Origin of the sequence: Puia dinghuensis (assembly GCF_014642875.1) — a bacterium.
GTDB lineage: Bacteria > Bacteroidota > Bacteroidia > Chitinophagales > Chitinophagaceae > Puia > Puia dinghuensis.
The window spans coordinates 38,449-65,049 of the sequence record NZ_BMJC01000003.1 but is presented as its reverse complement, the minus strand read 5'-3'; the positions used below and the strand labels follow the sequence as shown (position 1 = coordinate 65,049).

The following is a 26,601-nucleotide window of genomic DNA, read 5'->3' as shown; positions in this document are numbered from 1 at the left end:
AATTTGCATGTATGGGTCCAAAAGTCTTCCGGGCGATGATCGAAATCGGATTTATCATTTTCCTTTTCTATTCAAATCTCCTTATGGGAGAGTTCGAGCGCTCAAATGGGCAGCATAGAACCCTGATTGCGGCCATTGAGGACATTTTTACCTTTACCAATTTTTTGATCGCGTTGTTGTCGGCTTTCGTCGGCTACGTTGTTTTTGAATTTTTGAGGAGGAAATTTTGACTTTTGTCAAGAGCATTTTCCCACATTTATCAATTTTTGACTTCCGGAAAGGATGCAATTTTGCGTATTTGAAAGGCATAAATTGCACAATATCATGGAAATCGGACTAGATAGTTTCATCGCAAAAGACGTAGCCTCCAAGGTGTCGAACGGCATCGACGACGCGAAAGCAATTTCCGAACAGCTCGAGCGTATAAGGCTTGCTGATGAGGTCGGTCTCGATATCTTCGGCATCGGCGAACATCATCGCAGGGAGTTTCTGGATTCAGCCACTGCGGTCATTCTGGCGGCGGCGGCCGCTGTGACGAAAAAGATCCGCCTCACCAGCGCAGTCACCGTGCTCAGCGCCGCCGATCCGGTGCGCGTTTTCCAGGAATTTGCCACCCTTGACCTGATCTCCCGGGGGAGAGCCGAGATCATCGCCGGAAGGGGTTCATTCATCGAAGCCTTTCCGCTTTTTGGCTATACGCTGGACGATTATGAAGCGCTATACGAAGAGAAGCTGAGCTTATTGCTCCGGATCAGCCAGAACGAAAAAGTTACCTGGCGCGGCCAATTCCGCCCGCAACTCAACGATGTGGGCATCTATCCCCGTCCATTCCAGCCTGCGTTGCCGGTCTGGATCGGTGTCGGCGGTACTCCTGCATCCTTTCAGCGGGCCGGCATGCTGGGCCTTCCTTTAGCCGTGGCCGTTATCGGTGGGCAAACCCGGCGGTTCCGCCCGTTGATAGATCTTTACCGTGAAACATACCGGGCAGCCGGCCACCCCCCGGCCAATAGGAAAGTGGCGCTTCATTCATTGGGTTACGTCGCGGCTGACACGGCTCTCGCTATGGAACAATACTATCCCGGTTACGCGGAAGTATTTACCAGAATTGGCCGGGAAAGGGGATGGCCCCCGGTGACTCGCCAGCATTTCGATGCAGTAACTGGTCCCGAAGGAGCCATCATCATCGGCAACCCGGAAACGGTTGCAGAGAAAATACTTCGCCACAGTGAAGCCCTGGGCGGCATAGACCGTGTCACCTTTCAAATGGACAATGCTGGCCTCACCCACATGCAAATGATGAAAAGCATCGAATTGCTTGGAACGAAGGTTGCCCCCCTAATTGAATCCACTCCTGAATTCAAGCGGTGACATCTTCGTTTTCGCCTTAAACAGCTTGCTGAACGACTGGGAGTGTTCAAAACCCAGCTCATAAGCGATCTCACTTACGGATAGGGTGGTAGTGGAAAGCTTCTCTTTGGCTTTTGCGATCAGTTTTTCATGAATGTGCTGCTGCGTGCTTTGCCCTGTCAACGTCCTCAGTAGGACGCTCAAATAGTTGGCCGAAATATTCAGCGCCTCCGATATGCGTTGAACGCTGAGCAGGCCCTTATTGATCAGGTCATCGCTTTCAAAATAGTCATCGAGCACCTTGTCCAGCCGCTCAAGAACCTGGTGATTGCTGATCTTCCGTGTGATGAACTGACGGTGATAAAACCGGTCCGCATAATTGAGCAAAGCCTCGATATGGGAAATAATGATGTTTTGCGAGAACTTGTCGATATTCGAATGGATCTCCTGCCGGATGTTTTCCAAAACGCCCAGAACCGTTTGCTCTTCTTTGTCCGAAAGGAACAAAGCCTCGTGGACGGCATAGCCAAAATATTCGTACTTCTTAATGTTACCGGCGAGGGAAGTGTTCCAAAGGAAATCCGGGTGAATAAGCAAGCCCAAACCCGCTTTATCGGCTGCGTTGGCATCATCCACCTCTATTCTAAGTACCTGCCCGGGAGACATAAAGAATAAGATCCCTTCATCGAAATCATATTCTTGCTGACCGTATTTGAATTTGGCGCCGCAATTCCTTTTCAACGCAATGGAATAGAAATCGAACACCCAATTAATATCATTATTCTCGGGCGAATTCTTGATTTCGGCATAATCTATCAGGCTGATCAACGGGTGAGCAGGCTTGGACAGCCCTCGCACCCGGTGATATTCAGTGATCGACCTTATTCGGTGTACTTTGTTCATTGTTCTTTTATTAATGGCTTACCACGCCACTTCGCCATCTTCTCCGAAAAATTTCATGGTAGGTCCATCTTCTGAATTGGTTGCCAGTCGCACAATGGGTCTCGCCCCCTCTTCTACGGTCTTTATCCCTTGGAATTGGTTGAGGTCGGTGGCGGTATAGCCTGGCGTCACGCTATTGATCCTAAAATTAGTATTTCTGAATTCATTGGCCAACGTCACCGTGAAAGCATTCAAAGCCGTCTTGGAAGAGCCATATGCGTTGTAATTGTCCCAGTTGTCTTTACGCCCGGGTCTGGTGTTTATGCTTAAGGAACCCACTTCACTGGAAACATTCAGGATCACGGGGTTCCGGGATTTCTTCAGCAGCGGAAGGAATTGCTGTGTCACCTGGATGGCGCCGAAATAATTGGTGTCGAAAACATTCCGCAAATTGGCGATATCGCCGGTAGATATTTTCTGTGGTTGGTCTCCTGCGATAGCCGCATTATTAATGAGTATATCCAGTGCATCGATCCTGGCTTCCAGCGCCACTCTTGCAGCCATAACAGAATGCATATCCGCGACGTCTATTTCAACAGCTTCCACGTTGGCAAGCCCCAATCCTCTCAGGCGCTGAACGGCATCTTCTCCCTTGTCCCTGTTTCTGCTGCCCAAAAAGACATAATATCCTAATTGCGCCAGTTGTCTGGCAGTTTCAAAGCCGATCCCTTTGTTGGCTCCCGTTATCAATACATTTTTCATGATTTCGCGCATTTTATACTGCAAATTTCACACCCGCTCAAAAACTGGCGGTATCCAATTCTCTGTTTGTTGTAGCCGTTTCATATGGGCTGAAGCAACAATTGAGGACAACTGTCCCGCGCGGAAAGATACAGCTGATGGTAATTGCAAAAACCATCCCGGTCCCGTACTGATGCAAAGCCTGAACTCATGCACTTCAGTCCGCCATACGCCTCTTCGATCGTTGCCGGATCATTTTGGAAATGGGCGCACTGCTGGCACGTCGGCCCGGAATTACTTAGTTCGATCGAGTTAAAGATTTTCATATGTCAATGTGTTGCCAGGGAAGCCCAGTAGTGGCCGAAAACAACTACGGACAGGATGTACCCCAATAGTACGTTGATGACGACTCCGGCGGTGAATGCCACAAAGGGTTTCACCCCCGCGTTGGCTAACTCCCGGAATCGCGTAGTAAGCCCGATACTCAGGAAGCTGAAGGTGAACGCCCAGGTCCGCAGCGACGTGATGGGGGTGATGAGGGCGGGTTTCACCAGTTTGTTGTAATCCCCCAGCGTATATCCATGGACGATCAGGGTCGTCAAGATCGAAGCGATGAGGAATCCGATCACGAATTTGGGGAAGCGCCACCATATCTGACCGATCGGCGCCTTCGACTGGGTTTCCGATCGTTCCCAAACCGTCACGGCGATCAGCGCCAGCACGAACGCCCAAATGCCGATCCAGATATCCCTGCCGATAACCTTGATCAGCGTATACGAAGCAAGCGCCTGGTCCGCCGTTCCTGAAATACCCAAGTTGGTTCCGGCCAGCCCGCCGTAAGATTGCGCCGCGGCCAGGCCGGCAGCGTCGGCGAATTCCGAAGTCCCGATCCAGGCGCCCCCGACACCCGTCGGCAGGTGCATCATGCGCGATACCAGCGGCAAAGCGAAAATGAACACGATCGCCCAAAATACCACCAGGCTTATCGCGATTGGCGGATGCTCCTTTTTGGCCCGTACGGCGCCGGCAACGGCAATGGACGCTGAAACGCCACAGACAGCTCCACCTGCTCCCAACACCGCCGCCAGCCTGTTATCCAGACCTAATTTCCGGGCAAAGAAGAAGATAGCCAGGAACGTGACGATGGAAACGATGGACGCTTGCAAAATAGCCACCGGTCCAGCCCAGATGATCAACGTAAACGGCAATGTTGCGCCCAGCAGGACGATGCCCAGCTTAATATAAAATTCGACCCGGAAACCGGCGTCGAGCCAGCGGGGCAATCCGATGATATTGGAAATCATAAGGCCAAGTAGCAGCGCCACCAGGGGCGGTTCCAGGTTATAGCGGCTGGCCTGGTCCCAGCTGCCGAGGAAGTAGATCATTGTCGATCCAACAAAGACAAAGACAAAAGAGGGGATGAATGCCTTGGGCCGCTGGCCAATGAAAGAAACCACGATGGTGAAAAGGACCAGGAAAGCAATCAGCAAAGTAAGGTACCGGGCGGCGTTCGTCGAGAACTGGCCGGCCAGTTGCGTCAGGGTCGACCACTTGGAAGGGGCGACTGCGATCCAGGAGATACTCGATCCGGAAAGATAAAAGCCATAGGCCAAAAGGATGATACCCAGGCCAAGCCATACCGCCCACCAGTCTTCCTTCGCCCAGAATTTTGGCTCCGCAGGGGGTTGCTTCGTATCTGCCGGCGCGATCGTATTGGTATTCATATGAGCAGTTATTTTGTTGAGTGCCAAGATACCGCAATTGTTAAAGTCTACAAAAATAGTAGATTAAAATCTTGCACGGGTTTGCGCAACGAATTGACTGATAATGGGTATCTTTGCGGCAGCTATGGCAAACAACAAAAAATACGAAGAACTGGTCAAAAACCGCCCGGGCTCCTTAGTAGAGAAGATCGTGACAGAAGTGGTGAATAAAAAAGCCGTCGACGTTCACTTTGAAGAGGAGGACAATGAGCAGTGGGCGATCATTAAGGTGCATAAGGACGAAGAGGACCAGGAGTTGGCGATCCGGTTGCTCTCCGGGGATAAATGGGTCCTACAGTTTGGTTTCTACGATGACGAGGATGAATTCATTGAACTGCTCCAGCCGCTTGCTCAGTCCGAAATAACCCTGATTCCCCAGGGACTGCGAAAGGTCATGCTCAAAGTCCTGTCAAGCGAGGAAGGACTGCGGGTGCCAGGTAATTTATTGTCGAGATAGGGCAAACACATTTTTAAAATGGTTGTAAAATGGATATTAAGAGAGTTGGTTCGCAACCTTCCACGAAGGGGCCGGAGGATTGGTTCACGGGGACAGTTCGCATCGATCCCTTGTTTCAGGCAAATGATTCGGCCCGTGCTGCCGGCGCCGCTGTTACTTTTGAGCCGGGAGCCCGTACCGCCTGGCACATGCATCCGTTGGGACAGACGTTGATTGTGACGGCGGGGTTCGGTTGGGTACAGCGGGAAGGCGGCCCGATAGAAGAGATCCGGCCTGGTGATGTGGTATGGTTTGCGCCGGGTGAAAAGCACTGGCACGGGGCGTCGCCTACCACTGCCATGACCCATATCGCCATTCAGGAGAACCTGAACGGCAAGGTCGTTGACTGGATGGAAAAGGTGACGGACGAGCAGTACAAAAAGTAAAATCTCACCAAATGAAATTTAGAACTGTTACCATCTTTATTCTATTTCTTTTCCTCAAAACCGATCAATTGACGGCACAAAACAACACCGGCCCTTATATGCGAATCGCAAGAATTGTAGTAGACTCCACACAACTGGGAAGCTATAAAGCCGCTCTTAAGGAAGGAATAACTGCCGCTGTGAAAATGGAACCAGGTGTTCTTAGTTTATCTGCCGTTTATGAGAAGGAGCATCCAACGCATGTGACTGTGTTTGAAATCTATGCCGATGAAAATGCGTATAGATATCATATTCAAACTGCCCATTTCTTAAAATACAAGCACACGGTGGAACACATGGTTAAATCTCTTGAGCTTGTAGACGTCTCACCAATTGCGATAGAAGCGAAGCATTAAGCGAGGAATTTTGCAATTTTTTCCCAGTAAAATATAACAGGGATTCGGGGAAAGTGTATAGCTTTGGGGTAACATCCATGAAAAGGATCATTGCGTCCATATTAGCGGTTCTTTACCTCTCGACCTCGATGGGGGCTACGGTGCATTTGCATTATTGCATGGGGCGCCTGGTGGGGTGGGGGTTGGTGGACCATGAAAGCAGGGATTGCATTTCCTGTGGGATGGCGAAGGACGTGGCGATGAAGGGTTGCTCGGTGGGCATGAAGAATTGCTGCCACGACGAGCACAAGCATATCCAGAGCGACCGCGCGCAAAAGCCTGTGCAGGGCTGGGCGGAGTGGAATCTGACGGCAGCGCTTGTCCCGACGCCGCTTCCTGCATGGAGTGAGCCGCTGGTGTTTGCGTCCGCGATAGCCTGTCCGGCGGCGAACGGCCCACCTTTAGCAGAAAGCGTCCCCGTTTTTCTGCGCAATTGTAATTTCCGTATTTGATCCATTTGGTTAATGAATGCCTGGCGTCCTGCCGGGCTTTGTCGTTTGCGTCGTACCGTGGACGATTATTTCCTGTTGATTTTTATTTCTTAAAGTATCGTACGATAGCGGCTATGTCGGCATATGCTGACGGCAAGCTACCGTATACACACAATTCCATTGAACAATGAAAAAGTTATTGATGATAATGATGGTTTCTTTTATGGCCATTACTGGTGTATTTGCCCAAACAAAGCCAACCCCGAAAGCAACGCAGACATTGGTAGTCAGGAAACAATACACCTGCCCGATGCACCCCGATGTCGTAAGTGAGAAGCCCGGGAAATGCCCCAAATGTGGGATGACGCTGGCGGAGAAGAAGGCAGCGGGATTGAACAAGACCAAAAAAGATTCAGCCTCGATGAAGGGGATGAAAATGTAATCTTAACACTATGGTGCAAAAATTAATTGCGTGGTCGTTGCACAACAGGGTGCTGGTGCTCCTGTTGGCGGCGGGACTGCTGGGCTGGGGCATGTACTCGGTCCGGCAGAACCCTATCGACGCGATCCCGGACCTTTCGGAGAACCAGGTGATCGTATTTACGGAGTGGTCGGGGCGGAGTCCGCAGATCATCGAGGATCAGGTGACGTACCCGCTGGTGAGCAATCTACAGGGTATCCCCAAAGTTAAGAACGTGCGGGGGACGTCGATGTTCGGGATGAGCTTCGTGTATATCATTTTCGACGACGACGTGGATGTGTATTGGGCGCGGAGCCGGGTGCTGGAGCGGTTGAGCTATGCGCAGCGCTTGTTGCCGGCGGACGTGGTGCCGGCGCTGGGGCCGGACGGGACGGGAGTGGGGCATGTGTTCTGGTACACCCTGGATGCGAAGGGGATGGACCTGGGGGACCAGCGGGCTTTGCAGGACTGGTATGTGAAGCTGGCGTTGCAGACGGTGTCGGGCGTTGCGGAGGTGGCTTCGTTCGGCGGCTTTGAGAAGCAGTACCAACTGGTGGTAGACCCGGTGAAGCTACAATATTACGGTCTGTCGATGGGAGATGTGGGGCGGGCGATTCGCGCGGGGAATAACGACGTGGGAGGACGCAAAATGGACATGGGCGACGCGGCCTATATCATCCGGGGACTTGGCTATGTGAAAGATAAGGCAGACCTGGAGACCATCGCCATCGGCAATAATAAAGGTATTCCCATCCGGGTGAAGGATGTGGCGACGGTTCAGATGGGAGGGGACTTACGATTGGGGATATTCGACGGGAACGGCCAGGGGGAAGTGGTGGGTGGTATCGTGGTGATGCGCTATGGGGAGAATGCGGACAAGGTCGTCGAGGCGGTGAAGCGGAAGATGGCGGATGTGCAGCGGGGGCTGCCGGCGGGTGTAACGTTCAAGGTGGCCTACGACCGGAGCGAGCTGATCAAGGGGGCGATCGGGAATGTGAAGGGGAAGCTGCTGGAGGAAATGGTGATCGTGTCGCTGATCGTGCTGCTTTTCCTGCTGGATTGGCGGAGCGCGCTCAGTATTATTATCCAGATACCGATCACGATCGCTACGAGCTTTATCCTGCTGAACGCGTTTGGGCTGTCCTCCAATATTATGTCGCTGACGGGAATTGCGTTGGCGATCGGGGTGATTGTGGACAATGGGATCATTATGTCGGAGAATGCGTACCGGCACCTGGCGGAGGAACAGGCAGCGCTGGGGACGGGTGGCCGGCTGGCGGAGGCAACGCGGATGGAGCTGATCCGTAAGGCGTGTATCCAGGTGTCGCGGGGGGTATTCTTTTCGACGGTGATCATTATCGCGTCCTTCTTGCCGGTATTCCTGCTGACGGGGCAGGAGGGGAAGCTGTTTCATCCGCTGGCTTATACGAAGACGTTTATCCTGGCGGTGGATGCGGTGCTGGTGGTGACGCTGGCGCCGGTGCTGATCTCGTTGTTTATGCGGGGGCGTTTTCGCCAGGAGGGAGCTAACCCCGTGAACCGGCTGCTTGAACGGGGGTATGAGTGGGTGATACGCGGTTGTCTGCGGCTGCGCTGGGTAACGCTGGGGATCAACGTGCTGGCGCTGGCGGTTTGTGTGCCGTTGGTGTTGAGCCTGGGGCGGGAGTTTATGCCGCCATTGGACGAAGGGTCTATTCTGTTTATGCCGGTGATGCAGCCGGACGTGTCGAATGCGGAGATGAAACGGTTGTTGCAGGTGCAGGACCGGATCATCGCGGCACAGCCGGAGGTGACGAACGTGTTAGGCAAGGCGGGACGCGCCAGTACGGCGACGGATAATTCTCCGATCAATATGGTGGAGACGATTGTGCTGTTGAAGCCTCGGGCCCAGTGGAGGCCGGGGGTGACGAAGGACAGTATCATCCGGGAGCTGAATGCAAAGCTACAGATCCCCGGGGTGACGAATGGATGGACGCAGCCGATCATCAACCGCATCAATATGCTATCAACTGGGATACGGACGGATGTGGGGGTAAAGGTGTACGGGCAGAACCTGGACACGATCGACGCGTTGTCGCAGCGGATACGAACCGCGCTGAATGGCATACCGGGCGTGAAGGATTTGTACGTGGACCCGATCACCGGTGGGAAATATATCGACATTTCGGTGAAGCGGGAGGAGATCGGCCGCTATGGGTTGACGGTGGATGACGTGAATGCAGTAGTGGAGAGTGCGCTTGGTGGTATGCAGCTGACGACGACGGTGGAAGGCCGGGACCGGTTTTCGGTGAATGCGCGGTATGGGCAGGACTTCCGGGACAACCTGACGGCGCTGCGGCGCTTGTCGGTGGCGACGAACGGCTTTGGGCCGGTGCCGCTGGAAGCGGTGGCAGATATAAAGATTACGGAGGGGCCACCGATGATCAATTCGGAGAATGCGGCTTTGCGGGGGACGGTGTTGTTCAATGTGCGGGACCGCGACCTGGCGGGAACGGTGAAGGAAGCGCAGCAGCGGCTGGATAAGGCGTTGACGGGGCTGCCGAAGGGATATTATATCGAATGGAGCGGGCAGTACGAGAGCCTGATCCGCAGCGAGCGGACGCTGACCTGGATTTTGCCGGTGGTGCTGCTGATCATCTTTGGAGCGATGTATTTCGCTTTTCATTCGGCGAGGGAGGCGTTTTTCTCGCTGGTGTCGATCCCGTTTGCGCTGATCGGCGGGGCGATCATGATCTACGTGTGGGGTGTGAACCTGTCGGTAGCGGTGGCTGTGGGCTTTATCGCGCTGTTTGGGCTGGCGGTGGAGACGGGTATCGTGATGGTGATCTACCTGAATGACGCGATGGCGCAGCTGGTGGCGGCGAAGGGCAATTCGCGGGAGACGATCACCCGGGCCGACCTGCGGGAGGCGGTGATTGCGGGGGCGGCGCGGCGGCTGCGGCCAAAGCTGATGACGGTATCGGTGGCGTTGTTTGCGTTGGTGCCGATCCTATGGAGTAATGGCGTGGGGAGTGACGTGATGAAACCGATCGTGCTGCCGATGGTGGGCGGAGTATTGACTTCGGCTACTCATATCCTGCTGGTGACGCCGCTGATCTTTCTGATGACAAAGGAATACGAATTACGAAAATTTGGACGCATCCAAATAATAGATGCAAAACACTAATGACATGAACAAGATAATCATTATGCTCATGCTCCTGGACAGTCTAACCGTGCAAGCCCAGCCAGTGCTCGGCATCGACAGCATCCTGAGGATCATCGGTCGCAACCATCCTTCGCTGCGGTCGTCGGATGCGTTGGCGCAGTCGCTGGATGAAAGCGCGAAGGGGGCGCGGAGCTGGGAAGCGCCGCAGTTGAGCACGGGGTGGTGGATGACGCCGTATGATCCGTCGCTGTGGAAGCGGCAGGGGAACGGAGCGTCGGGGATAGGACAGTATATGGTGTCAGCGGAGCAGATGTTTCCCAACAGGAGGCGGCAGGACGCGGAAGAGGCATATCTGCGGAGCATGTCGGCGGTGGAGCGGGCAAAGAAGGGGGCGACGGCCAATGAACTGTATGCGGCGGCGAGGCGTGCCTATTATCAGTGGGTGGTGGCGGAGCACCGGATGGGGGTGCTGGACGAGGATGCAAAGCTCCTTGACTTTATGATCCGGGACGCGGAGCTGCGGTATAAGAATAACCTGGGGAAGATCGGAGCGTATTATAAGGCGAAGGCGGCGCTGGGAAACCTGGCCGGCCGGCGCATCGGGTTGGAGAATGACGTGGAACAGGTGCGGATTGCACTGAATACGCTGATGAACCGGGACAAGGCGACGGCTTTCGAAGTGGACACGGCGGTGGTGGTCGATATGCCGGTGGTGGGTGTTGATAGCATGAGCCTGCTGGAAGGGCGTAGTGACATACGGGCGGTGAGCGAGAGCATCCGGCTGAATGGGTTGGAGCAGACGGCCGATCGGGCAAAGCTGCGGCCGGAGTTCGGCGTACGGTATGATCACATGTTCGGTTTTGGCGGGACGCCGATGGAATACACGTTGATGGCGACGGTGCGGCTACCGATGTTGTCGTGGTCGTCGAGGGCGTCGAAGGCGAACGTGGAGAGCCTGAAATGGAAAGCGCAGTCGCTGGAGGACGAGCGGCAGGCGATGGTGAACGACGCGACTGGTGCGGCGTATGGCTTGCAGCGGGCGCTGGACGCGAAGCGGCGGCAGGTGAAGGTGCTGGAGGAGCAGGTATTGCCGGCGCTGCAGAAGAATTTGCAGACGCTGGAGCTGGCGTATGAGCAGAACACGGAAGAATTATTGAGTGTGTATGATGCCTGGGCGTCGCTGGACAATACGAAGATGGAGTATTGGGATGGGGTGGAGCAGGTGTTGTTGATGGAGGTGGAATTAAAAAAGGTGTTGGAGGTAAAATAAATGTGTATGAAAAAGAAATGGTTATATGGCGGCGGGTTGGTGGCCGCTTTGTTGATGGCTGCCTGCGGACAGGGTGGGCGTGATAGCGGCCCGGGCGACCAAAGGGTGCTTTCTGCTGCTGCGGTGATAGCTATACACCGGCAGACGGTTCAGCCAGAGCTATCGGTGCTGGGGACGGTGGGATATGACACGCGACGGATCAGCACGATTGCGGCGAGAGTGTCTGGACGGATCGAAAAACTGTATGTGCGGTACCGTTACCAGCATGTGCATGAAGGGCAGCGGATCATGGACTTGTACAGCCCGGAGTTGGAGACAGGGGAGCGAGACCTGTTGTTTCTATTAAAGAACGATCCGGGGAATGGGGCGTTGATTGGTGCGGCACGTCAGCGGTTGTTGTTGCTGGGAGTGAGTGGAGAGCAGCTGGCGGAGGTGGAGCGGACGGGGCGGCCTTCGGCGACGCTGGGGGTATTTAGTCATGCTACGGGTCATATCCATGAGGCGGGGAATACGATGCCGGAAGCGGGCCCTGCTGCGGGTGCATCGGGGATGTCGGAGCAACTGCCGGTGAAGGAGGGGATGTATGTGGAGAAAGGGCAGACGATTTTCCAGGTGTTCAATATGGACCGGAGCTGGGCGCTGTTGAAGGTGTTTCCGGGCGATGCGGCGCTGGTACGGAAGGGTAACGTGGTCAAGGTGGTGCCAGAGACGGCGCCGGATAAGGCTTTTGACGCTGAAGTAGATGAAGTGCTGCCGGTGTATGGGAAGGACGAGAAGGCGCTGACGGTGCGGGTGTACTTTGATAATAGTATGCGGGATATTCCCATCGGGAGCCAGGTAAAGGCGGTGATCGGGGCGGGCTCGGTAACGGGTAACTGGCTACCGGCGTCCGCGGTGTTGTCGTTGGGGACTGACCGGGTGGTTTTCTTGCGGGAGGCTGGCGGGTTTCGGGCGCATAAGGTGGTGACGGGAATAATGTACAACGATCAGGTGCAGGTGTTGTCGGGGCTGGGGCCGGCGGATTCGGTGGCGGGGAATGCACAGTTTATGGTGGACAGCGAAGATTTTGTAAAAGTAAAAGAGTAATGGTATGCGATATTTTATGGTAATCATGTCGGTGGCTTTGTTGTTGGTGGCTTGTCAGGGAAAGAAGAAGGAGGCGGCGGCTTCGGCTGTCGCTCATTCCGATACGGTGTACACTTGTTCGATGCACCCGCAGGTGATGCAGGACCGGCCGGGGAAATGTCCGATCTGCGGGATGGAACTGATACCGGAGAAGAAAATGGCTTCGATGGGGGACGGGTCGGTGCAGTTGAGCGATCAGCAGGTGCAGTTGGGGGGGATCGGGCTGGATACGGTGGGGGGCTCGGTGATCGGGGACCGGACAGTGCTGACGGGGACGTTAACGGTGGATGAGACACGAAGTACGGTGGTTAGTGCCCGGCTGTCGGGAAGGATCGAGCGGTTGTATGTGAAGACGACGGGGGAAACTGTGCACCGGGGGGAGAAGTTGTACGATCTGTACAGCGAGGAGCTGAATACGGCGGAGCAGGAGTATCTGCTGGCGCTGGAACGTCAGGAGACTTTGCACAGTAATGTGGTGGACCTGAAGCAGCTGGTGGAAGCGGCTCGTAGTAAATTGTTGCTGTGGAGTTTGAGTGAGGCGCAGATTGCGGAGCTTGCGCGGACGCGGAAGCCGCAGGCGGTGACGTCGTTTTATAGTCCTTCTGAGGGAGTGGTAGCTTCGGTAGATGGACACGAAGGGGACTATGTGGGTGCCGGGTCGGTGGTGCTGCGGTTGACGGACCTGTTGACGGTCTGGGTGGAGGCGCAGCTATATACTTCGCAGTTGTCGGAGGTGAGCAGGGACGCGGCGGTGGTGGTGCGCTTGCCGGATGTACCGGGCAGGGAATGGTCGGGGCGGATTTCGTTTGTAAACCCGGAGGTGGACCCTGCGGCACGGATCAACGGGGTGCGGATTTCCTTGCGGAACGCGGACGGGGTGTTGAAGCCGGGGATGGCTGCGGAGGTAACGGTGACTAGCGGTGCGCAACATTCGCTGACGTTGCCGGAGGCTGCCGTGATCCGCAGCGCTATGGGAAGCCTGGTGTGGGTGGTGTCGGGACATAACCTGTTTCGGCCGGTGATGGTGGAGACGGGGATGGAAGACGGCGGCCGGGTAGAGATCCGGTCGGGGCTAAAGGCGGGGGATGTGGTGGTGACGGAGGGGGCGTACCTGGTGAATAGTGAATATGGATTTAAGCATGGCGGGGACGCGATGGCAGGGATGAAAATGTAAAAAAGATAGGATGACCTATCTTTTTTACTTTCGCTTAATGCTTTGCTTTGGCTTTCTCTAATTTCTCCTTTACGTGGAGATAATTTTCACTCAGGATCTTGTCCACTTGCTCTCTTGTCATATTGAGCCTTTGTCCAAGCTTGGTATACAACTCTTCTTCTTTTCCTTCCACGTATCGCAGATCCTCTTCTCTGAGGGTGCTATACTTTTGCTTAAGCGATTCTTTCAGATGACTCCAGGAGTCTTTTAATGATTGTGTGTTCATGATGGTATTGTTTAGATCTTTTTAGCTGATTTCTTTAAGGTGATCGCCTCATCTCCCTGGACGGGCTGCCCCTTTTCATCTATCCGGACCATTGTCAGGCTATCTGCCAACAGGTACAGGTATCCGCGGCTCTGATCGTCCAGAACCATGTTGTATACGGCGATTCCTTTTACATCGCCATTGGCTGCAGGAATGATCTTGTAATTCCCTACACCCTGGTAATGCTGAAAAGCGCTGTCTTTTTTGTTGATATAGGCCTCCGAGAGATGAAACCTGCCCACCGTGTCCTGGAGTCTTCTTTCGAAGATGATCTCGGTGGCGATCTCCTTGCATCCCTTACAAGGCCTCACCCCGTCATAAACTGTAACGAGCGTATCGTTGGTCACGGCCTGCGATACAACCGCTTCGGGATCCTTTACCTTGTTGATGTTACTATTGGAATTGCAACCCGTCAATATCAGCAAAAAGAGAATGCCCACGATCGAATGTTGTTTCATACTTGTTGTTTTATTTTGTGTGTTGTTCCGTTTTTTTTAGCTTTTCTTCCAATTCCGCCACTTTTTCCTCATGCCTGGAGATGTTTTTCATCAGGCGGGCTTTTTTTTGGTCATTGGCCAGTGTTCTGATCTTTGCAATCACCGTGTTTTGTCGTTGCTTTAACTCGGCGATCCTCTTTTTCCGCCGCTCCTTCAGCTGGGTGATCCTTTCCTGTATGCTGGCTTTATCAGCCGCCAAAGCCGATTTAAGCTTGTTTCTGTCGGCCGCAATTTCATCCTCGATCTTTTTGATCTGGCCGTCCACATAATCGTCGTGGACATAATCAAGGTTCGACCTTGAGATCGTGCCGCCCAGAGGCTCGAGGACTTCGTCCAGCAAAGAAGGGTCTTCTTCATAGATCTCGGCGACGATCACGACCGTCCCGGGTTGCAGGTGCTCGATGACTTTCTCCGTGAAATCCTCCGCAAAATCAAAATAATCGGCTTCAACGGCCGCACCTGCCAACGCACCGGTAAAGATGCCTATCACCAGGCCGATAGGGCCGGCAAAAGCTCCTAACGTACCAAGCGCCATACCCGTGAGGGTACGAAGGCCATCCGTCGTATTACTTTCGAGTACCGTAACCTTCCCATCGAGATCCTTTCTTACCATTACCTTTTCATACACCGTGATACTCCCGAATCCCTCGGCTTCGGCGAGCTTGTGTGAAGCTTCCATGGCCAGCTCTTCGGTTGGAAAGGATATAACTACAAGGTTTGTCATTTTTCAGGTTTTATTTTTCATTTTCAGGCATGCTTGTACTTTCCTATGGCGCTCTGAATCTGGGATACATCCATTTTCAGGTTCTTCAGCTGAAATCCCAGGTATATATTCAAAAACCCGCCGACAATAAAGGCCGACCCGGAGACCGCTACAATACCGACGGCCCCGGCTGCGGGATAATAGATCACCAGAAAACCAAGCACCAGGACGACAATACCGCCAAACAAAAGCCAGCCCCATCCTCCGGCATTCAGGTCCTTGAGATCAAAGGAAGCACCCATAAGGTAAAAGGATCGGAAGACCAGCCAAAACCCGACAAAATAAGGTAAGGTGGCCATTGTCACAACGGGATACATCAGCAAGTAAGTCCCGATGGCGACGTCCAGGATGCCGGATACCAATATCCAGCCCCAACCTTTCAGGATACTACTGTTGGAGAGAGAAAAAAAGATCTGGCCGAAGCCAGAACTAAGTATTACCACACTAAAGAGGACGCTCAATCCAACATAACCATCCAGCGGCCTCGCAAAAATGGTGATACCCCCAATAATAAATATGATCCCGATGATGAGGTACCACCACCAATTCTTGACGTCCGATCGGATCGTCTCTAAAACGCTGCTCATGTTTTTAATTTTTAGATGTGAGTAATGAATTAACATTCTTATTCCATTTGTCAAATTTGGCCCGGACCTTTTCATTATACGCCTGTAATTTTTCCTTTCTTTCACCGTTCGCAGCGGCAATCTTTTGATCCAGGCTTTTCATCTTGTCCTGCATTTTCTTTTTCATATTTTCCGCCCTTGCCTTTAACGCTTTATTCCTTTCTTCCCGTTTTGTCTTCAATTTGGCCAGTTTTTCCTTCAGGGACGCTTTTTGGGCTTCCGTTGCAGCGTCCAGCTCCTTTTGTGCATCGTCAATGTCCTTGTCCAACTCCGCCCACTGCTCCAGATCATATTGGTCGGCTGCGTCCTCCAGGCTGGTGCGAACGATCTCAGCGTCGTATTCGCCGAGATAGCCGTCGATCAACGATTCGATGTCTTCTTCGACATCGGCAATGATGGCATATTCTCCTGTCTTGAGCCGATTGTTGACCTTGTCCGAGATCTCATCGGTGAAGTCATCGGTGTCATCCTCGCCGATAGCACCCGCCATTGCACCGGTCATCAGGCCGATAGCCATGCCTACGGGGCCTGCGATGAGCCCGATCACAGATCCGATGAGCGCTCCTTCCGCAGGAAGGTCATGCGTATCTTCCACGTACTGATAGAGATATTCAAACATTTGATCTCCATCTTTCCGGACCATGACCATATTGTAGATGACGATATCATCCAATTGGTCCAGCTCTTTCAGCTTGCTGAGACCAGCATTTGCATCTTGAACATCCTTGAAGGTTGCTACAATTAAACTTTCCATATAAAGTGTTTGTTGGTGAAGAACATCGTGTCTCTAAAAACAAAATTACTTTTAGTGGATACGGAAGTCAATGGACCGTTAGGGGAAAAAAATGTCTCGTTCACTGATTGACGAGTGACGCATTATCGTTCAATCCTTGTGGTTGAGGTGCCTGGCCAGAAGCGGAGGGTCCTGGTAGAAATACTGCAGCTCGGTTATCTTGTTATCCTGTAATTTCCATATATCTACAAAGGGCATTTTTACTGCCGCCGATGACGCCTGGTTCATATAGATATTCCCAAGCACGATGACCATATTCTCATGTTCGATGAAATGATCAATTTCCTTCTTGATTCCCTTCCCCTGCCGATACAAGCTGGAGATGATATCCAGGACGCCTTCCTTGCCGTTCCTGTCCGTCCCTATCGGTCCCTGTATAACAAATGTTTGGTCTAACAAACTAAATATCTTTCCGATATTTCCCTGTTCCATAGCATGGTAAAGATCCTGGGTAATCGTTAGGGCTAAAGACATGATTGATTGATTTAAGATAGTAAGTACATCCTGGATAGGCCATTGGCAACCATTATACCATTTTTCAGGTGACCCGAAATGAGTGGAGATAGCCCTTTTATGAGCAAGAACGTCGATCCGATGCCTCCGAAATAATTGGAGTTCCCCGGAATAATCTCCGAAATCGGCGTACTTTTAGAGGTGCACAACTGCATTTGAAGGAAAACCAAAATGGAATCCCGTTTGCTACAAGATATCAATGGTCATAAGGCTGCCAATATTATCTATTCTGCTCACGGCAGCGACGCTGGTTCCCGCTGCGGCTCAGGTGCGCCTTGGAAGGCCCATGGATGAGATCCGGCAGCAGTTGAAAAATGCGCCAACCGATACAAAAAGGCCGGAGCTTCTCCTCGACCTGGGGTTGGGTTATGTGCTCAAACCCGGGGAATATGCCAATGATCTCGACAGTGCACTCCTGCTGGTGAAACAAGCCGAAAAGATAAACGAAAGCCTGGGGAACAGGAAAATAGAGGCCCGGGCTTATTTTGTCTATGCCAATGCCTTCCGCGAGGGTGGGAAGATCGACTCCGGCCGGAGGTATATCGGAAAAGCGCTGGAGTTGTATAAAACGTTGGATGATCCCGAGGATATGGGTTTTGCCTGGTTTGAAATGGCCAATTATTATTCCGATGCATCTGAAGGTATAAGTCATAAGCGGGATTGTTTCGACGAGGCGATGCCCTTATTCAGGGCGGCAGGCGATAAAGAAAATGAGGCCTTTGCGTTAAAGAATATGGGGGATTGCAACATGGTAATGGAAAATGATACGCTGGCTGCAAAACAACTCCTGAGCGCCCTTGTCATTTATCGATCAATCGGCTATAAAGACCTGCAGGGAGTGTACGATCTGCTGGGGCAGGCATCTTCCTGGATGGGTGACTATGCGGATGCCGTAAAATATGGTTTGGAGGCACTGCGTACTGCAGAGAACCGGCATGACACCAGTTTGCAATTGTGCACCATCTACAATAGGTTGGGAGTTGCGTATACAAATTGGGGCGGGTTGGACCAGGCGATCGTGTATTGGAAAATGGCCATGGATATTGCAGTAAAATATAAGGATTTGCCCGCAATGCGGGTGGTGATGCAGAACCTGTGTGCCGGACTAAGCCGGCAAGGGCAGTGGGAGGAGGCGATCAGGTATGAGCGGCTCACACAGGCTGCCATCAAAGGACCTGGCGATAGGCTGGACAGTAGCTATCTGGCTCTCGCTTATTTGGATACCTATACCAGGGCCAGACAATTCGATAAAGCAAAAATATACGCAGACGAGTTGATGTCGCTATTGAAGGCCCACCCGGATGCCGCCCGAGCTTCGGATCTTGCGTATGCGGTCCTCTTCCGTTATTATATGGCTATCCGGCGGTATCCTGAGGCGAAAGAAAATGCGCTGACCTACCTTTCGATGGAACTGGCAAACAATCAGAAAAAGAAGAAGGCCAGGGCATATGAAATGATGTCGGGCGTCGACTCGGCCCTCGGCAATTATCAGGCTGCCTTCTCCGACTACAAAAACTACAAAAAGATCACCGATTCGATGCTGAACGAGACGACAAGCTTCCAATTCGCCGAACAACAGGTGGGGTACAATACTGAACAGAAAGATAAAGACATCCTCCTCCTCAAACAACAGCAGGAGATCGAACAAGCCAGGCTCACACAAACCCGGATACTCAACAGGGTAGGTGGTATCGGCGTCGTCGTGCTGGGGCTTTTGTTGGTCCTGCTTTATAACCGATACCTGGTCAAACAACGACTCAATAGGGAACTGGAGATCAGGCAGCAGCTGATCTGTGAAAAAAGTAACGCCCTGGAAAGCCTGCTGAAAGAAAAAGAATGGCTGGTCAGGGAGATTCACCACCGGGTAAAGAACAACCTGCAGGTCGTCATGAGCCTGCTCAACTCCCAGTCGGCCTACCTGACAGATGAGCGGGCCCTGTCGGCCATCCGGGAAAGCCAAAACCGGGTACAGGCGATCTCCCTGTTACACCAGAAACTATATCAGTCTGAAAACCTGTCGGTTATCGATATGCCATCTTATGTAAAAGAGGTGACGGAATACCTCGCCGAGAACCTTGATGCCAGACATCGCGTCGATTTCGAGGTGGCCGTTGCACCCCTTTCGCTGGACATCTCCCAAGCAGTACCTTTGGGGTTGATCATCAATGAGGCGATCACCAATTCGATAAAATACGCATTCCCGAACGGAAATAAGGGGCATATCCGGGTCTCGATGGAAACCGCCGGAGACGGCCACATGCTGGTCACGATCCACGACAATGGCATCGGTTTGCCGGAAGGATATGACGGGCTCCACTCTCCTTCCTTAGGCATGTCCCTGATGAAAGGGTTGTCCAAACAGTTGGATGGAGAATTTAGCCTGGTAAACCATGAGGGGCTGACCATCCGGGTGCGCTTCAGTCCCGCTAATATCGACCATAATGGAAAAGAATAAAATATTTACCTGAAGAGGTCATGAGACCAACATTAATTCTTCTTTGTATTGTGTTGGGGTTGGGGAGTCCGATTTCCGATCGTGCGCAGTCGGTTGATTCTTCGGGATTGCCAACACCCTACCGGTTCCAGGCTTCGCCGGTTTTTCACCCTGCGAAGTGGTACCCGCTTGCCCAACAGCGGCTGCTGCTGCAGCTGAGCAGCACGTATTACCATGTGTACAAAAATGCGGACATCGATCTCGATACCACCCTTATTCACGCTGCCAGATACCTGGGCTTGTGCCGGCTGACGGTGATCAATGAGGCCTTTGAACGGGAAATCCCTGAAGGTAGCGTTCCATGGTTCGACGGTCGCGATCCTGCCTTTGCGGTCCGGGCGTTGGCCGCCGCTAAGGGACTGGAGCATCTCCGGTTGCTTACGTTGCTGGGCTTGTATTATGCTTTTCAACCGGATCCCTGGAAAAACTATAAGGACAGCGCGGCCTTTTATCTCGGCGCCGCCAGCCTCGAAAGCCAGTCGCCGGATCAAGGTGGCTGGCACCGGCAGATCCTTTGCTTCCTGGGGAAACTCTACATAATGGGCGACCAGCCGCAGCGTGGCGTATCTTACTTCGACGAATGCATTGCCGCATGCCGGGCTAACGGCGACAAAGCCACGGAAGCCAAGGCGTTGGCCTGGCGCGGTTTGTACATGCGCTATGCCGCCGCCAATACCAACGACCGGATCGATATCCTGCAACGGGCCCGGGAGATATACCGGGAGACCGGCAACCTGGAGGGAGAGGTCAACACCCTCACCAACATCGGCTATTTGCTCGTCAGCGCCCTGCAATTGCCAAAGGCCAGGGAGGTATTCCTGCAGGCCCTCCAGCTGGAAGACTCGGCAGGCTTTGCCTACACGCATTATACTACCGACGATATTGCCATGGTCGATGTCTTCGAAGGCCGGTATGGCGAGCCGCTTAGTTATGGTCTCCAGTCCGTGAAGACCGCCGAGGCGCTGAAAGACAGCTTGCCCCTGGCTTCGCTTTATTCCCGCATGGCCGACTTGTACGGACTCCTCGACGATAAGATGGCCGACCATAGGAAATGGAGCTTGAAGTCTGTCGACCGCATGATCATCGACAAGGATGAAGCATACCTATATGTCGTCCTGGCAAATGCGTTTAATTGGCCGATGGACAGCGGACAACCCACCGCCGGCCTGGCACGGATACGGGAAGTAGCCAAGCTCTATCCGCCTTATTCTGTCAGCGGCCTACTCCATTACCACCGTGCACTCGCGGAATGCTTTGAGGCCTTGCAACAATATGATTCCGTCGAAATGCATGCACGGGAAAGCGCTCGCCTGGAAAAACAGATCAGCCGCCAACGCGGCACGATCAATACAGCCTTTTCCGGATACTGGCTGGCAAATATCTACCTCAGGAAGAAGGAATATGCAAAAGCAAGACGATACTTTCAACGGTTCGTCACTTCCGGGAACACCAACTCGTTCCTGAATGCCGAGCGCGATGCCGAGCTGAGCATGGCCAGGATCGACTCCGCTACCGGAGACTATCATTCGGGAATGCGTCACCTCCAAAACTATATCCAACTGCAAGACTCTAATTTGAAGATCCAGGGGCGACGAATGGTCGAAGATATCGCAGTAAAATACGAGACCGAAAAGAAGGAGAACGAGATCCGGTTGCGTGATCAACGCATCTCCCTGCTCCAGCAGGCCGATGAACTGCGCCAGACCCGGCTCCGATCGGCCGAACTTACCCGCAACATGACCATTGTCGGGATTGTGCTGCTCTTCGTGATCCTGATCCTGCTGTACGGACGATACAGCATAAAGAACCGGGCGAATAAACAGTTCAATGAACAGAATCTCGCCCTCCAACGCCTGGTGACGGAAAAAGACTGGCTGGTCAAAGAGATCCACCACCGGGTTAAGAACAACCTGCAGATCGTCATGAGCCTGCTCAACTCCCAGTCGGCCTACCTGACGGATGAGCGGGCTCTATCGGCCATCCGGGAAAGCCAAAACCGGGTACAGGCGATCTCCCTGCTACATCAGAAACTTTATCAGTCTGAAAACCTGTCGGTTATCGATATGCCCTCTTATGTAAAAGAGGTGACGGAATACCTCGCCGAGAACCTTAATGCCAGACATCGCATCGATTTCGAGGTAAATGTTGCGCCCGTGGCGCTCGATGTCTCTCAAGCGGTACCGTTGGGGTTGATCGTCAATGAGGCGGTCACCAATGCGATAAAGTATGCATTCCCTGACGAAAATAAAGGGCACATCCGGGTCTCGATGGAAACCGCCGGAGACGGCCGTATGCTGGTCACGATCCTCGATAATGGCATCGGTTTGCCGGAAGGATATGACGGGCTCCATTCTCCTTCCTTAGGCATGTCCCTGATGAAAGGGTTGTCGAAACAGTTGGATGGGGAATTTAGCCTCGTGAACCATGAGGGGCTAACCATTCAGGTGAGCTTTAATCCCGTTAAAATCGATTATAATGGAAAAGAAGGTACTGATCGTCGATGACGAATTTGTCGTGGCCAATGACCTGCGGCTGATCCTCAGCAGATCCGGCTTTGATGTTTGCGGGATGGCCGATTCCTATGATGAAGCGATTGCTATAATAGAAAAACATAAGCCTGACCTCGTGTTGCTGGACATCTACCTGAAAGGGGCTAAGACCGGAATCGACCTGGCCCATGCGCTGGGCGAAAGGAATATAGCCTTTGTATACTTATCGGCCAATAACAACCAGCAGGTGCTCCAGGACGCCCGGGCGACGCAGCCTTACGGCTTCCTGGTAAAACCCTTCCGTGAAAAGGATGTGCTGGTAGCCCTGGATATAGCCTGGTACAGGCACGCGCATAGCCTTGAAGCCAAATTGAGGAAAGAACAGACCCTGCAAATTGCGCTCTCGAACATCATGGGAGAGGAAATTGCGTGGCAGCAACGTTTGGAAAAGATGGCCAGACAATTACAACATGCAGTCCCCTTCGATTTTCTTATAATTGGATACAAGACCCGGGAGGCCGACCTTGAAGGGAAATGTACCTTCTTTCGCATTGGGTTTGACGAATATCAGACCATCAAAATAGCCGATTTCTTTTCTATCACGGGGATACCTGCCAAACATTTCTCCGAAATGGAGGAGATGATCATTGCCGAAGGATTTAAGATCTATAATGGCGATGACTTTAAGGCCTTATGTGCGAGATCGATGCTCAAAAGGCAGATCGCAAAGAAGTTCCAGGTGCAAAGCAACCTCATCGCTCCCATCAATGTAACGGACAAGGGATATTTTCTTCTTTCATTTTTTAGTTTGCTGCCGGATGCCTATACTCCCGACCATCTCCAGCTGCTGAAAAACCTCCAGCCTTCCCTTGAACTGGCTGTCGACCGCTTGGTAGCATTGTATGAAATAAGGATGCTAAGCGAACAATTAAAAAGAGAAAAGATATACCTGCAGGAAGAAGTAAAAACGAATGCCAATTTTGAAGAGATCATCGGGACCAGTCATAGTCTGTTGCAGGTGTTTGACAAGGTCACGCAGGTGGCTCACCTGGACACTTCGGTATTGCTGCTGGGAGAAAGCGGTACGGGCAAGGAACTGGTAGCCCGGGCCATCCATAGCATGTCTCCCCGGAAGGACAAATTGCTGATAAAGGTGAATTGTTCGGCTTTGCCTGCCAACCTCATCGAGAGTGAGTTATTCGGTCATGAAAAAGGATCCTTTACAGGCGCGACCGACAGACGGATCGGGAAGTTTGAACTCGCCCAGGGCAGCACCATCTTCCTGGACGAGATCGGGGAATTGCCCCTGGACCTCCAGGCCAAATTATTGCGCGTGTTACAGGAAAAAGAGATCGAGCGCATCGGCGGCAAGCAGACCATCAAGGTCGACATCCGCATCATTGCCGCCACGAACCGCGACCTCGAAACAGAAATTACCAATGGGAAATTCAGACTCGATCTTTACTACCGCCTCAATGTATTCCCTATTACCCTCCCGCCCTTACGCGAAAGAAAGGAAGACATTCCTCTGCTGGCCGATTTCTTTGCCCGCAAATTTGCAAAAAAGACCGGGAAGCCTTTCAACGGGATCAAGCCTTCCGCCCTTGAAGAAATGATGACCTATGACTGGCCAGGCAATATCCGGGAAATGGAAAATGTGATGGAACAGGCATTCGTGCTGAATGACGGGAAAAGTCCGCTTCAGTGGGGGCGCCCTTTGATCAATAATCGTCCGGCCGTCTCATCACCTGCAACCGCCGACACTCCCTCCCAATCGCTGCCGGAGATCAAGGCGCAAAAGCAAGCCGCGGAAAAGGACTATATCCTTTCGATACTAAAAAAGACCAATGGCCGTGTTCGGGGTATGGGCGGCGCAGCAGAGATACTAAACATGAAACCAACGACCCTGGAATCCCGAATGGCAAAATTGGGTATCAAAAAGGAACACGGGTAGAAGCCCCTCCAATATTATCGTAGCCATCTCCAATCCTCCAATATTTTCGGAGGAATTTCCATCAAAAGGCCACGCATCGGGCGATCGGTTTCCGTCGAAGCCCGGGCACATTGGCTGAAAATCAACCCTATCGAAACGGGCGGTTTTCTCACATCAGTTTGGCATACAAATGGAAACCTCTTTGAGTACTTACCAACAGCAGAAACACATGGAAAAATTGCAGGGCCTTTTTTATATCAGCCAGCTTCAGCCGGCCGGCTTCGGGCATGAAGAAGAAAACGAAAGTCTGAAAGCCGACCATCACTATAAAATCATCTGGGTGGTCAATGGATCGGGAACAAATTGGATGGATCTGGAGCAAACCGCCATCACAAACAATACCCTTTATTTTATAAAATCAAACCAGGCACACAGATTTCAACCGGAAGCAGACCTGAAAGGATATGTGGTATGCTTTACGGATGCATTTTTGGATATCGAGGACCCACGAGCGGAGACGACTTATTACAATCAGCTGTTCACCCTATTCGCCTCGGCACGGGGCATAGCGATCAAATGTGAGATATTTGCTGACCTGCTGGATATCACTCAAAAAATGATCAAGGAGTACAACAATTCAGGTTTATTCCGGACGGAGATACTGCGCCGCTATTTCAAGATATTTCTTTTGTACCTGACCAGGGAACTGGACGGAAATTTTCATGTCGCCATACAATCCAGGAATCTCGAGTTGGTTCAGCGGTTTCTGTCGCTGCTGGATAAAAAATTCAAAACCCACAAAAAGGTTTCGGATTATGCCAGGGACCTCGTGGTGACACCCAACTACCTCAACGACGTTACGAAAAAGATCACGGGATATTCCGCCGGGCATAATATCCGGCAACGCGTCGCTCTGGAGGCAAAACGCCTGGGCGTGTATTCTAATACCGGGATGAAAGAAATAGCCTACGATCTTGGCTTTTCCGACAGCGCACATTTCAGCAAGTTCTTCAAGACCGTAACGGGCATGAATTTCACGGATTTTAAAAAAATGAAGGTGATCGTCCTTCCCGCGAGCTAGCTTCCCGGATCAGCTGGACATACCTGCAGGCCTTATATAACCCGTTGAAGTCAGGCCTTCCATTATACTGGACGCCATTGACAAAAAAGGTGGGAGTCTTTCTGACCCCGCTCTTGACTCCACTCCCAAAATCCAAAATGACTTTGTGAGCCATCTTCCTGTATACTCCGGGATCGGTAAAGAATGACATATCTACTCCGATGTCCTGGCCGATCTCGATCAGCGACGGGCGACTAAGGGGTTGCCGGGTCTCGAACAGCGCATCGTGCATCTCCCAGAATTTGCCCTGCATACCGGCCACCTCGGCTGCGATCGCCGCGTCAAGCGACAGGGGGTGAAGGAATGGGTCGGGACAATGCCTGTATGCATACAATAACTGGCTACCCATTACCTCCTGCAGAAGCCGCACTTCAGCATACGCCGCGATGGAAAAGCGGCATTGGAAACTGCCATAAGCTACTATATTCAAAGGCGCGAATCGGTTTCCAAAGACATTATCCAACTTTTTATTTAATGATGGTATTAACATGGCCAATTTTTTGTGTGAAACAGATCACACGTAAAATTGCCGGAATCAAGGACAGAAGTCAATGGACGAACCACCGATTGTAGTGTCAGGATCTGACGCACCCCTGAACCCTTTATTTCGACATCGGAATCTAGGATTGATGCATTGACCCGGGTCGGACATTCCCCGAATTTTGCCTTGGGAATTCAACACAGGGGAAGCCTTCAATTATTCACTTTATAAAACAAAAGAAATGAAATCTGATGCTGAATTGCAGAAAGACGTCCAAACCGAAATTACGTGGACGCCGGCCTTGAATGTCGCAGAGATCGGTGTTACGGCTAAGAATGGGGTGATAACACTGACGGGGACAGTAGATAGTTACTCCAAAAAGCTTGCCGCAGAAAACGCCGCCAAACGGGTCAATGGCGTGAAAGGCGTTGCCGTGGAGATTCAGGTGAAACTTGGTCCGGATGGCCAGCGGACCGATGCCGATATTACCGCCTCCGCGATCAATGCCCTGAAATGGAATATCGATGTGCCCGACTCCCAAATCAAGGTGGACGTGGAGGATGGTTGGGTAACACTCAGCGGTACCGTCGATTGGGAATACCAACGGTCCTCGGCGGAGTACAGCGTCCAGGTCCTTGCAGGGGTGAAAGGCGTGATCGACGAAATCGAGGTCAACCCCAGCCTGAAGGATGCGGTAGAAAAGGTAGACGTTATCAGTGCGCTGGAGCGTGATGCCTTCATCGATGACGACGATGATATCGTAGTTGAAGTGAACAACAACAGCGTCAAGCTCCTGGGAACCGTCAATTCCTGGTTCGAAAAAAACGAGGCCGAAAGGGTCGCCTGGTCGGCTCCCGGCGTTATGGACGTCGACAATCAATTGGTCATCGACTATGGAGACTGATTGCTGAGAGGGATAGGGATGGCAAAG

26 protein-coding genes are annotated in these 26,601 nt (G+C 52.3%); 16 read left to right on the top strand and 10 right to left on the bottom strand.

The window, feature by feature from the left end; genetic code table 11:
• The first annotated feature begins 11 nt into the window (after positions 1-11).
• Together IEY39_RS29800 and IEY39_RS13605 are read left to right on the top strand one after the other, a co-directional pair.
• The gene (locus tag IEY39_RS29800; protein WP_229688902.1) at positions 12-230 is read left to right on the top strand and encodes a hypothetical protein; all 219 of its coding nucleotides are present in this window, start codon (positions 12-14) and stop codon (positions 228-230) included.
• A 94-nt stretch (positions 231-324) separates the two neighbouring features.
• On the top strand, positions 325-1,368 hold the full coding sequence (locus IEY39_RS13605; protein ID WP_188932414.1) for an Atu2307/SP_0267 family LLM class monooxygenase: 1,044 nt from the start codon (positions 325-327) through the stop codon (positions 1,366-1,368).
• Here the strand turns inward: IEY39_RS13605 and IEY39_RS13600 are convergent.
• From IEY39_RS13600 to IEY39_RS13590, 3 genes are all read right to left on the bottom strand, one after another.
• Positions 1,336-2,250 (bottom strand): helix-turn-helix domain-containing protein, encoded by a 915-nt coding sequence (locus tag IEY39_RS13600; protein WP_188932412.1) that lies wholly within the window; start codon positions 2,248-2,250, stop codon positions 1,336-1,338. The two genes, IEY39_RS13605 and IEY39_RS13600, sit on opposite strands and share 33 nt — an antisense overlap.
• An 18-nt stretch (positions 2,251-2,268) precedes the next feature.
• A complete protein-coding gene (locus IEY39_RS13595) occupies positions 2,269-2,991 on the bottom strand; it encodes an SDR family oxidoreductase (RefSeq protein ID WP_188932411.1) in 723 nt (240 codons plus the stop codon).
• Between the two features lie 308 nt (positions 2,992-3,299).
• On the bottom strand, positions 3,300-4,694 hold the full coding sequence (locus tag IEY39_RS13590) for a YeiH family protein (RefSeq protein ID WP_188932410.1): 1,395 nt from the start codon (positions 4,692-4,694) through the stop codon (positions 3,300-3,302).
• A 124-nt stretch (positions 4,695-4,818) separates the two neighbouring features.
• Here IEY39_RS13590 and IEY39_RS13585 point away from each other — a divergent pair, with 124 nt between their 5' ends.
• The 9 genes from IEY39_RS13585 to IEY39_RS13545 all read left to right on the top strand — a co-directional run bounded on the left by IEY39_RS13585 (position 4,819) and on the right by IEY39_RS13545 (position 13,657).
• Positions 4,819-5,190 carry a hypothetical protein gene (locus tag IEY39_RS13585; protein WP_188932409.1) on the top strand — a complete coding sequence of 124 codons (372 nt, stop codon included), beginning with the start codon at positions 4,819-4,821 and terminating at the stop codon, positions 5,188-5,190.
• Positions 5,191-5,219: 29 nt separating this feature from the next.
• A complete protein-coding gene (locus IEY39_RS13580; protein ID WP_188932408.1) occupies positions 5,220-5,615 on the top strand; it encodes a (R)-mandelonitrile lyase in 396 nt (131 codons plus the stop codon).
• A gap of 11 nt (positions 5,616-5,626) precedes the next feature.
• A complete protein-coding gene (locus IEY39_RS13575; RefSeq protein WP_188932406.1) occupies positions 5,627-6,010 on the top strand; it encodes a putative quinol monooxygenase in 384 nt (127 codons plus the stop codon).
• Positions 6,011-6,087: 77 nt separating this feature from the next.
• Positions 6,088-6,501 (top strand): HYC_CC_PP family protein, encoded by a 414-nt coding sequence (locus IEY39_RS13570; RefSeq protein ID WP_188932404.1) that lies wholly within the window; start codon positions 6,088-6,090, stop codon positions 6,499-6,501.
• Positions 6,502-6,667: 166 nt separating this feature from the next.
• Positions 6,668-6,922, top strand: coding sequence for a heavy metal-binding domain-containing protein (locus tag IEY39_RS13565; RefSeq protein WP_188932403.1), 255 nt, complete (start codon positions 6,668-6,670; stop codon positions 6,920-6,922).
• Positions 6,923-6,932: 10 nt separating this feature from the next.
• Positions 6,933-10,106 carry an efflux RND transporter permease subunit gene (locus IEY39_RS13560; RefSeq protein WP_188932402.1) on the top strand — a complete coding sequence of 1,058 codons (3,174 nt, stop codon included), beginning with the start codon at positions 6,933-6,935 and terminating at the stop codon, positions 10,104-10,106.
• A 4-nt stretch (positions 10,107-10,110) separates the two neighbouring features.
• The gene (locus IEY39_RS13555; RefSeq protein WP_188932401.1) at positions 10,111-11,358 is read left to right on the top strand and encodes a TolC family protein; all 1,248 of its coding nucleotides are present in this window, start codon (positions 10,111-10,113) and stop codon (positions 11,356-11,358) included.
• 6 nt (positions 11,359-11,364) lie between these two features.
• Positions 11,365-12,444 (top strand): efflux RND transporter periplasmic adaptor subunit, encoded by a 1,080-nt coding sequence (locus IEY39_RS13550; RefSeq protein WP_188932400.1) that lies wholly within the window; start codon positions 11,365-11,367, stop codon positions 12,442-12,444.
• Positions 12,445-12,448: 4 nt separating this feature from the next.
• Positions 12,449-13,657, top strand: a complete 1,209-nt coding sequence (locus IEY39_RS13545; protein WP_188932398.1) for an efflux RND transporter periplasmic adaptor subunit — start codon at positions 12,449-12,451, stop codon at positions 13,655-13,657.
• A 34-nt stretch (positions 13,658-13,691) separates the two neighbouring features.
• On the opposite strand, the gene IEY39_RS13540 is transcribed toward IEY39_RS13545, so the two are convergent.
• The 6 genes from IEY39_RS13540 to IEY39_RS13515 form a co-directional block, all read right to left on the bottom strand.
• Positions 13,692-13,922 carry a CsbD family protein gene (locus tag IEY39_RS13540; RefSeq protein ID WP_188932396.1) on the bottom strand — a complete coding sequence of 77 codons (231 nt, stop codon included), beginning with the start codon at positions 13,920-13,922 and terminating at the stop codon, positions 13,692-13,694.
• Between the two features lie 11 nt (positions 13,923-13,933).
• Entirely contained in the window at positions 13,934-14,419 is a 486-nt protein-coding gene (locus IEY39_RS13535; protein ID WP_188932394.1) for a copper resistance protein NlpE N-terminal domain-containing protein, read from the bottom strand.
• Between the two features lie 10 nt (positions 14,420-14,429).
• Positions 14,430-15,182, bottom strand: coding sequence for a DUF1269 domain-containing protein (locus IEY39_RS13530; protein ID WP_188932392.1), 753 nt, complete (start codon positions 15,180-15,182; stop codon positions 14,430-14,432).
• A gap of 23 nt (positions 15,183-15,205) precedes the next feature.
• The gene (locus IEY39_RS13525) at positions 15,206-15,808 is read right to left on the bottom strand and encodes an HdeD family acid-resistance protein (RefSeq protein ID WP_188932390.1); all 603 of its coding nucleotides are present in this window, start codon (positions 15,806-15,808) and stop codon (positions 15,206-15,208) included.
• A 4-nt stretch (positions 15,809-15,812) separates the two neighbouring features.
• Positions 15,813-16,601 carry a DUF1269 domain-containing protein gene (locus IEY39_RS13520; protein ID WP_188932388.1) on the bottom strand — a complete coding sequence of 263 codons (789 nt, stop codon included), beginning with the start codon at positions 16,599-16,601 and terminating at the stop codon, positions 15,813-15,815.
• Between the two features lie 129 nt (positions 16,602-16,730).
• Positions 16,731-17,114, bottom strand: a complete 384-nt coding sequence (locus IEY39_RS13515; RefSeq protein WP_188932386.1) for a nuclear transport factor 2 family protein — start codon at positions 17,112-17,114, stop codon at positions 16,731-16,733.
• 238 nt (positions 17,115-17,352) lie between these two features.
• Between IEY39_RS13515 and IEY39_RS13510 the strand changes: the two genes are divergently transcribed.
• From IEY39_RS13510 to IEY39_RS13495, 4 genes are all read left to right on the top strand, one after another.
• Positions 17,353-19,608, top strand: coding sequence for a histidine kinase dimerization/phosphoacceptor domain -containing protein (locus tag IEY39_RS13510; RefSeq protein WP_188932384.1), 2,256 nt, complete (start codon positions 17,353-17,355; stop codon positions 19,606-19,608).
• A gap of 20 nt (positions 19,609-19,628) precedes the next feature.
• Complete coding sequence (locus IEY39_RS13505; RefSeq protein WP_188932382.1) at positions 19,629-22,151, top strand: sensor histidine kinase; 2,523 nt, start codon at positions 19,629-19,631, stop codon at positions 22,149-22,151.
• The gene (locus tag IEY39_RS13500) at positions 22,123-24,090 is read left to right on the top strand and encodes a sigma 54-interacting transcriptional regulator (protein WP_188932380.1); all 1,968 of its coding nucleotides are present in this window, start codon (positions 22,123-22,125) and stop codon (positions 24,088-24,090) included. Before IEY39_RS13505 ends, IEY39_RS13500 begins: the two co-directional genes overlap by 29 nt.
• 181 nt (positions 24,091-24,271) lie before the next feature.
• Positions 24,272-25,150, top strand: coding sequence for a helix-turn-helix domain-containing protein (locus tag IEY39_RS13495; RefSeq protein ID WP_229688901.1), 879 nt, complete (start codon positions 24,272-24,274; stop codon positions 25,148-25,150).
• On the opposite strand, the gene IEY39_RS13490 is transcribed toward IEY39_RS13495, so the two are convergent.
• Positions 25,113-25,679 carry a DsbA family protein gene (locus tag IEY39_RS13490; RefSeq protein ID WP_262892856.1) on the bottom strand — a complete coding sequence of 189 codons (567 nt, stop codon included), beginning with the start codon at positions 25,677-25,679 and terminating at the stop codon, positions 25,113-25,115. The genes IEY39_RS13495 and IEY39_RS13490 overlap by 38 nt on opposite strands.
• 232 nt (positions 25,680-25,911) lie before the next feature.
• Here IEY39_RS13490 and IEY39_RS13485 point away from each other — a divergent pair, with 232 nt between their 5' ends.
• Positions 25,912-26,574: a BON domain-containing protein gene (locus IEY39_RS13485; protein ID WP_188932374.1), complete on the top strand. Its 663-nt coding sequence runs from the start codon at positions 25,912-25,914 to the stop codon at positions 26,572-26,574.
• Positions 26,575-26,601: the final 27 nt, after the last annotated feature.

What these genes read in the sequence shown, in the direction of transcription:
- IEY39_RS13510 (WP_188932384.1), top strand. Translation starts at nt 17,353, where the DNA reads ATGGTCATAAGGCTGCCAATATTATCTATTCTGCTCACGGCAGCGACG.
- IEY39_RS13505 (WP_188932382.1), top strand. Translation starts at nt 19,629, where the DNA reads ATGAGACCAACATTAATTCTTCTTTGTATTGTGTTGGGGTTGGGGAGT.
- IEY39_RS13590 (WP_188932410.1), bottom strand. Translation starts at nt 4,694, where the DNA reads ATGAATACCAATACGATCGCGCCGGCAGATACGAAGCAACCCCCTGCG.
- IEY39_RS13555 (WP_188932401.1), top strand. Translation starts at nt 10,111, where the DNA reads ATGAACAAGATAATCATTATGCTCATGCTCCTGGACAGTCTAACCGTG.
- IEY39_RS13515 (WP_188932386.1), bottom strand. Translation starts at nt 17,114, where the DNA reads ATGTCTTTAGCCCTAACGATTACCCAGGATCTTTACCATGCTATGGAA.
- IEY39_RS13595 (WP_188932411.1), bottom strand. Translation starts at nt 2,991, where the DNA reads ATGAAAAATGTATTGATAACGGGAGCCAACAAAGGGATCGGCTTTGAA.
- IEY39_RS13550 (WP_188932400.1), top strand. Translation starts at nt 11,365, where the DNA reads ATGAAAAAGAAATGGTTATATGGCGGCGGGTTGGTGGCCGCTTTGTTG.
- IEY39_RS13520 (WP_188932388.1), bottom strand. Translation starts at nt 16,601, where the DNA reads ATGGAAAGTTTAATTGTAGCAACCTTCAAGGATGTTCAAGATGCAAAT.
- IEY39_RS13485 (WP_188932374.1), top strand. Translation starts at nt 25,912, where the DNA reads ATGAAATCTGATGCTGAATTGCAGAAAGACGTCCAAACCGAAATTACG.
- IEY39_RS13600 (WP_188932412.1), bottom strand. Translation starts at nt 2,250, where the DNA reads ATGAACAAAGTACACCGAATAAGGTCGATCACTGAATATCACCGGGTG.
- IEY39_RS13580 (WP_188932408.1), top strand. Translation starts at nt 5,220, where the DNA reads ATGGATATTAAGAGAGTTGGTTCGCAACCTTCCACGAAGGGGCCGGAG.
- IEY39_RS13500 (WP_188932380.1), top strand. Translation starts at nt 22,123, where the DNA reads ATGGAAAAGAAGGTACTGATCGTCGATGACGAATTTGTCGTGGCCAAT.
- IEY39_RS13605 (WP_188932414.1), top strand. Translation starts at nt 325, where the DNA reads ATGGAAATCGGACTAGATAGTTTCATCGCAAAAGACGTAGCCTCCAAG.
- IEY39_RS13565 (WP_188932403.1), top strand. Translation starts at nt 6,668, where the DNA reads ATGAAAAAGTTATTGATGATAATGATGGTTTCTTTTATGGCCATTACT.
- IEY39_RS13490 (WP_262892856.1), bottom strand. Translation starts at nt 25,679, where the DNA reads ATGTTAATACCATCATTAAATAAAAAGTTGGATAATGTCTTTGGAAAC.
- IEY39_RS13545 (WP_188932398.1), top strand. Translation starts at nt 12,449, where the DNA reads ATGCGATATTTTATGGTAATCATGTCGGTGGCTTTGTTGTTGGTGGCT.
- IEY39_RS13560 (WP_188932402.1), top strand. Translation starts at nt 6,933, where the DNA reads ATGGTGCAAAAATTAATTGCGTGGTCGTTGCACAACAGGGTGCTGGTG.
- IEY39_RS13535 (WP_188932394.1), bottom strand. Translation starts at nt 14,419, where the DNA reads ATGAAACAACATTCGATCGTGGGCATTCTCTTTTTGCTGATATTGACG.
- IEY39_RS13575 (WP_188932406.1), top strand. Translation starts at nt 5,627, where the DNA reads ATGAAATTTAGAACTGTTACCATCTTTATTCTATTTCTTTTCCTCAAA.
- IEY39_RS13525 (WP_188932390.1), bottom strand. Translation starts at nt 15,808, where the DNA reads ATGAGCAGCGTTTTAGAGACGATCCGATCGGACGTCAAGAATTGGTGG.
- IEY39_RS13570 (WP_188932404.1), top strand. Translation starts at nt 6,088, where the DNA reads ATGAAAAGGATCATTGCGTCCATATTAGCGGTTCTTTACCTCTCGACC.
- IEY39_RS29800 (WP_229688902.1), top strand. Translation starts at nt 12, where the DNA reads ATGGGTCCAAAAGTCTTCCGGGCGATGATCGAAATCGGATTTATCATT.
- IEY39_RS13540 (WP_188932396.1), bottom strand. Translation starts at nt 13,922, where the DNA reads ATGAACACACAATCATTAAAAGACTCCTGGAGTCATCTGAAAGAATCG.
- IEY39_RS13585 (WP_188932409.1), top strand. Translation starts at nt 4,819, where the DNA reads ATGGCAAACAACAAAAAATACGAAGAACTGGTCAAAAACCGCCCGGGC.
- IEY39_RS13530 (WP_188932392.1), bottom strand. Translation starts at nt 15,182, where the DNA reads ATGACAAACCTTGTAGTTATATCCTTTCCAACCGAAGAGCTGGCCATG.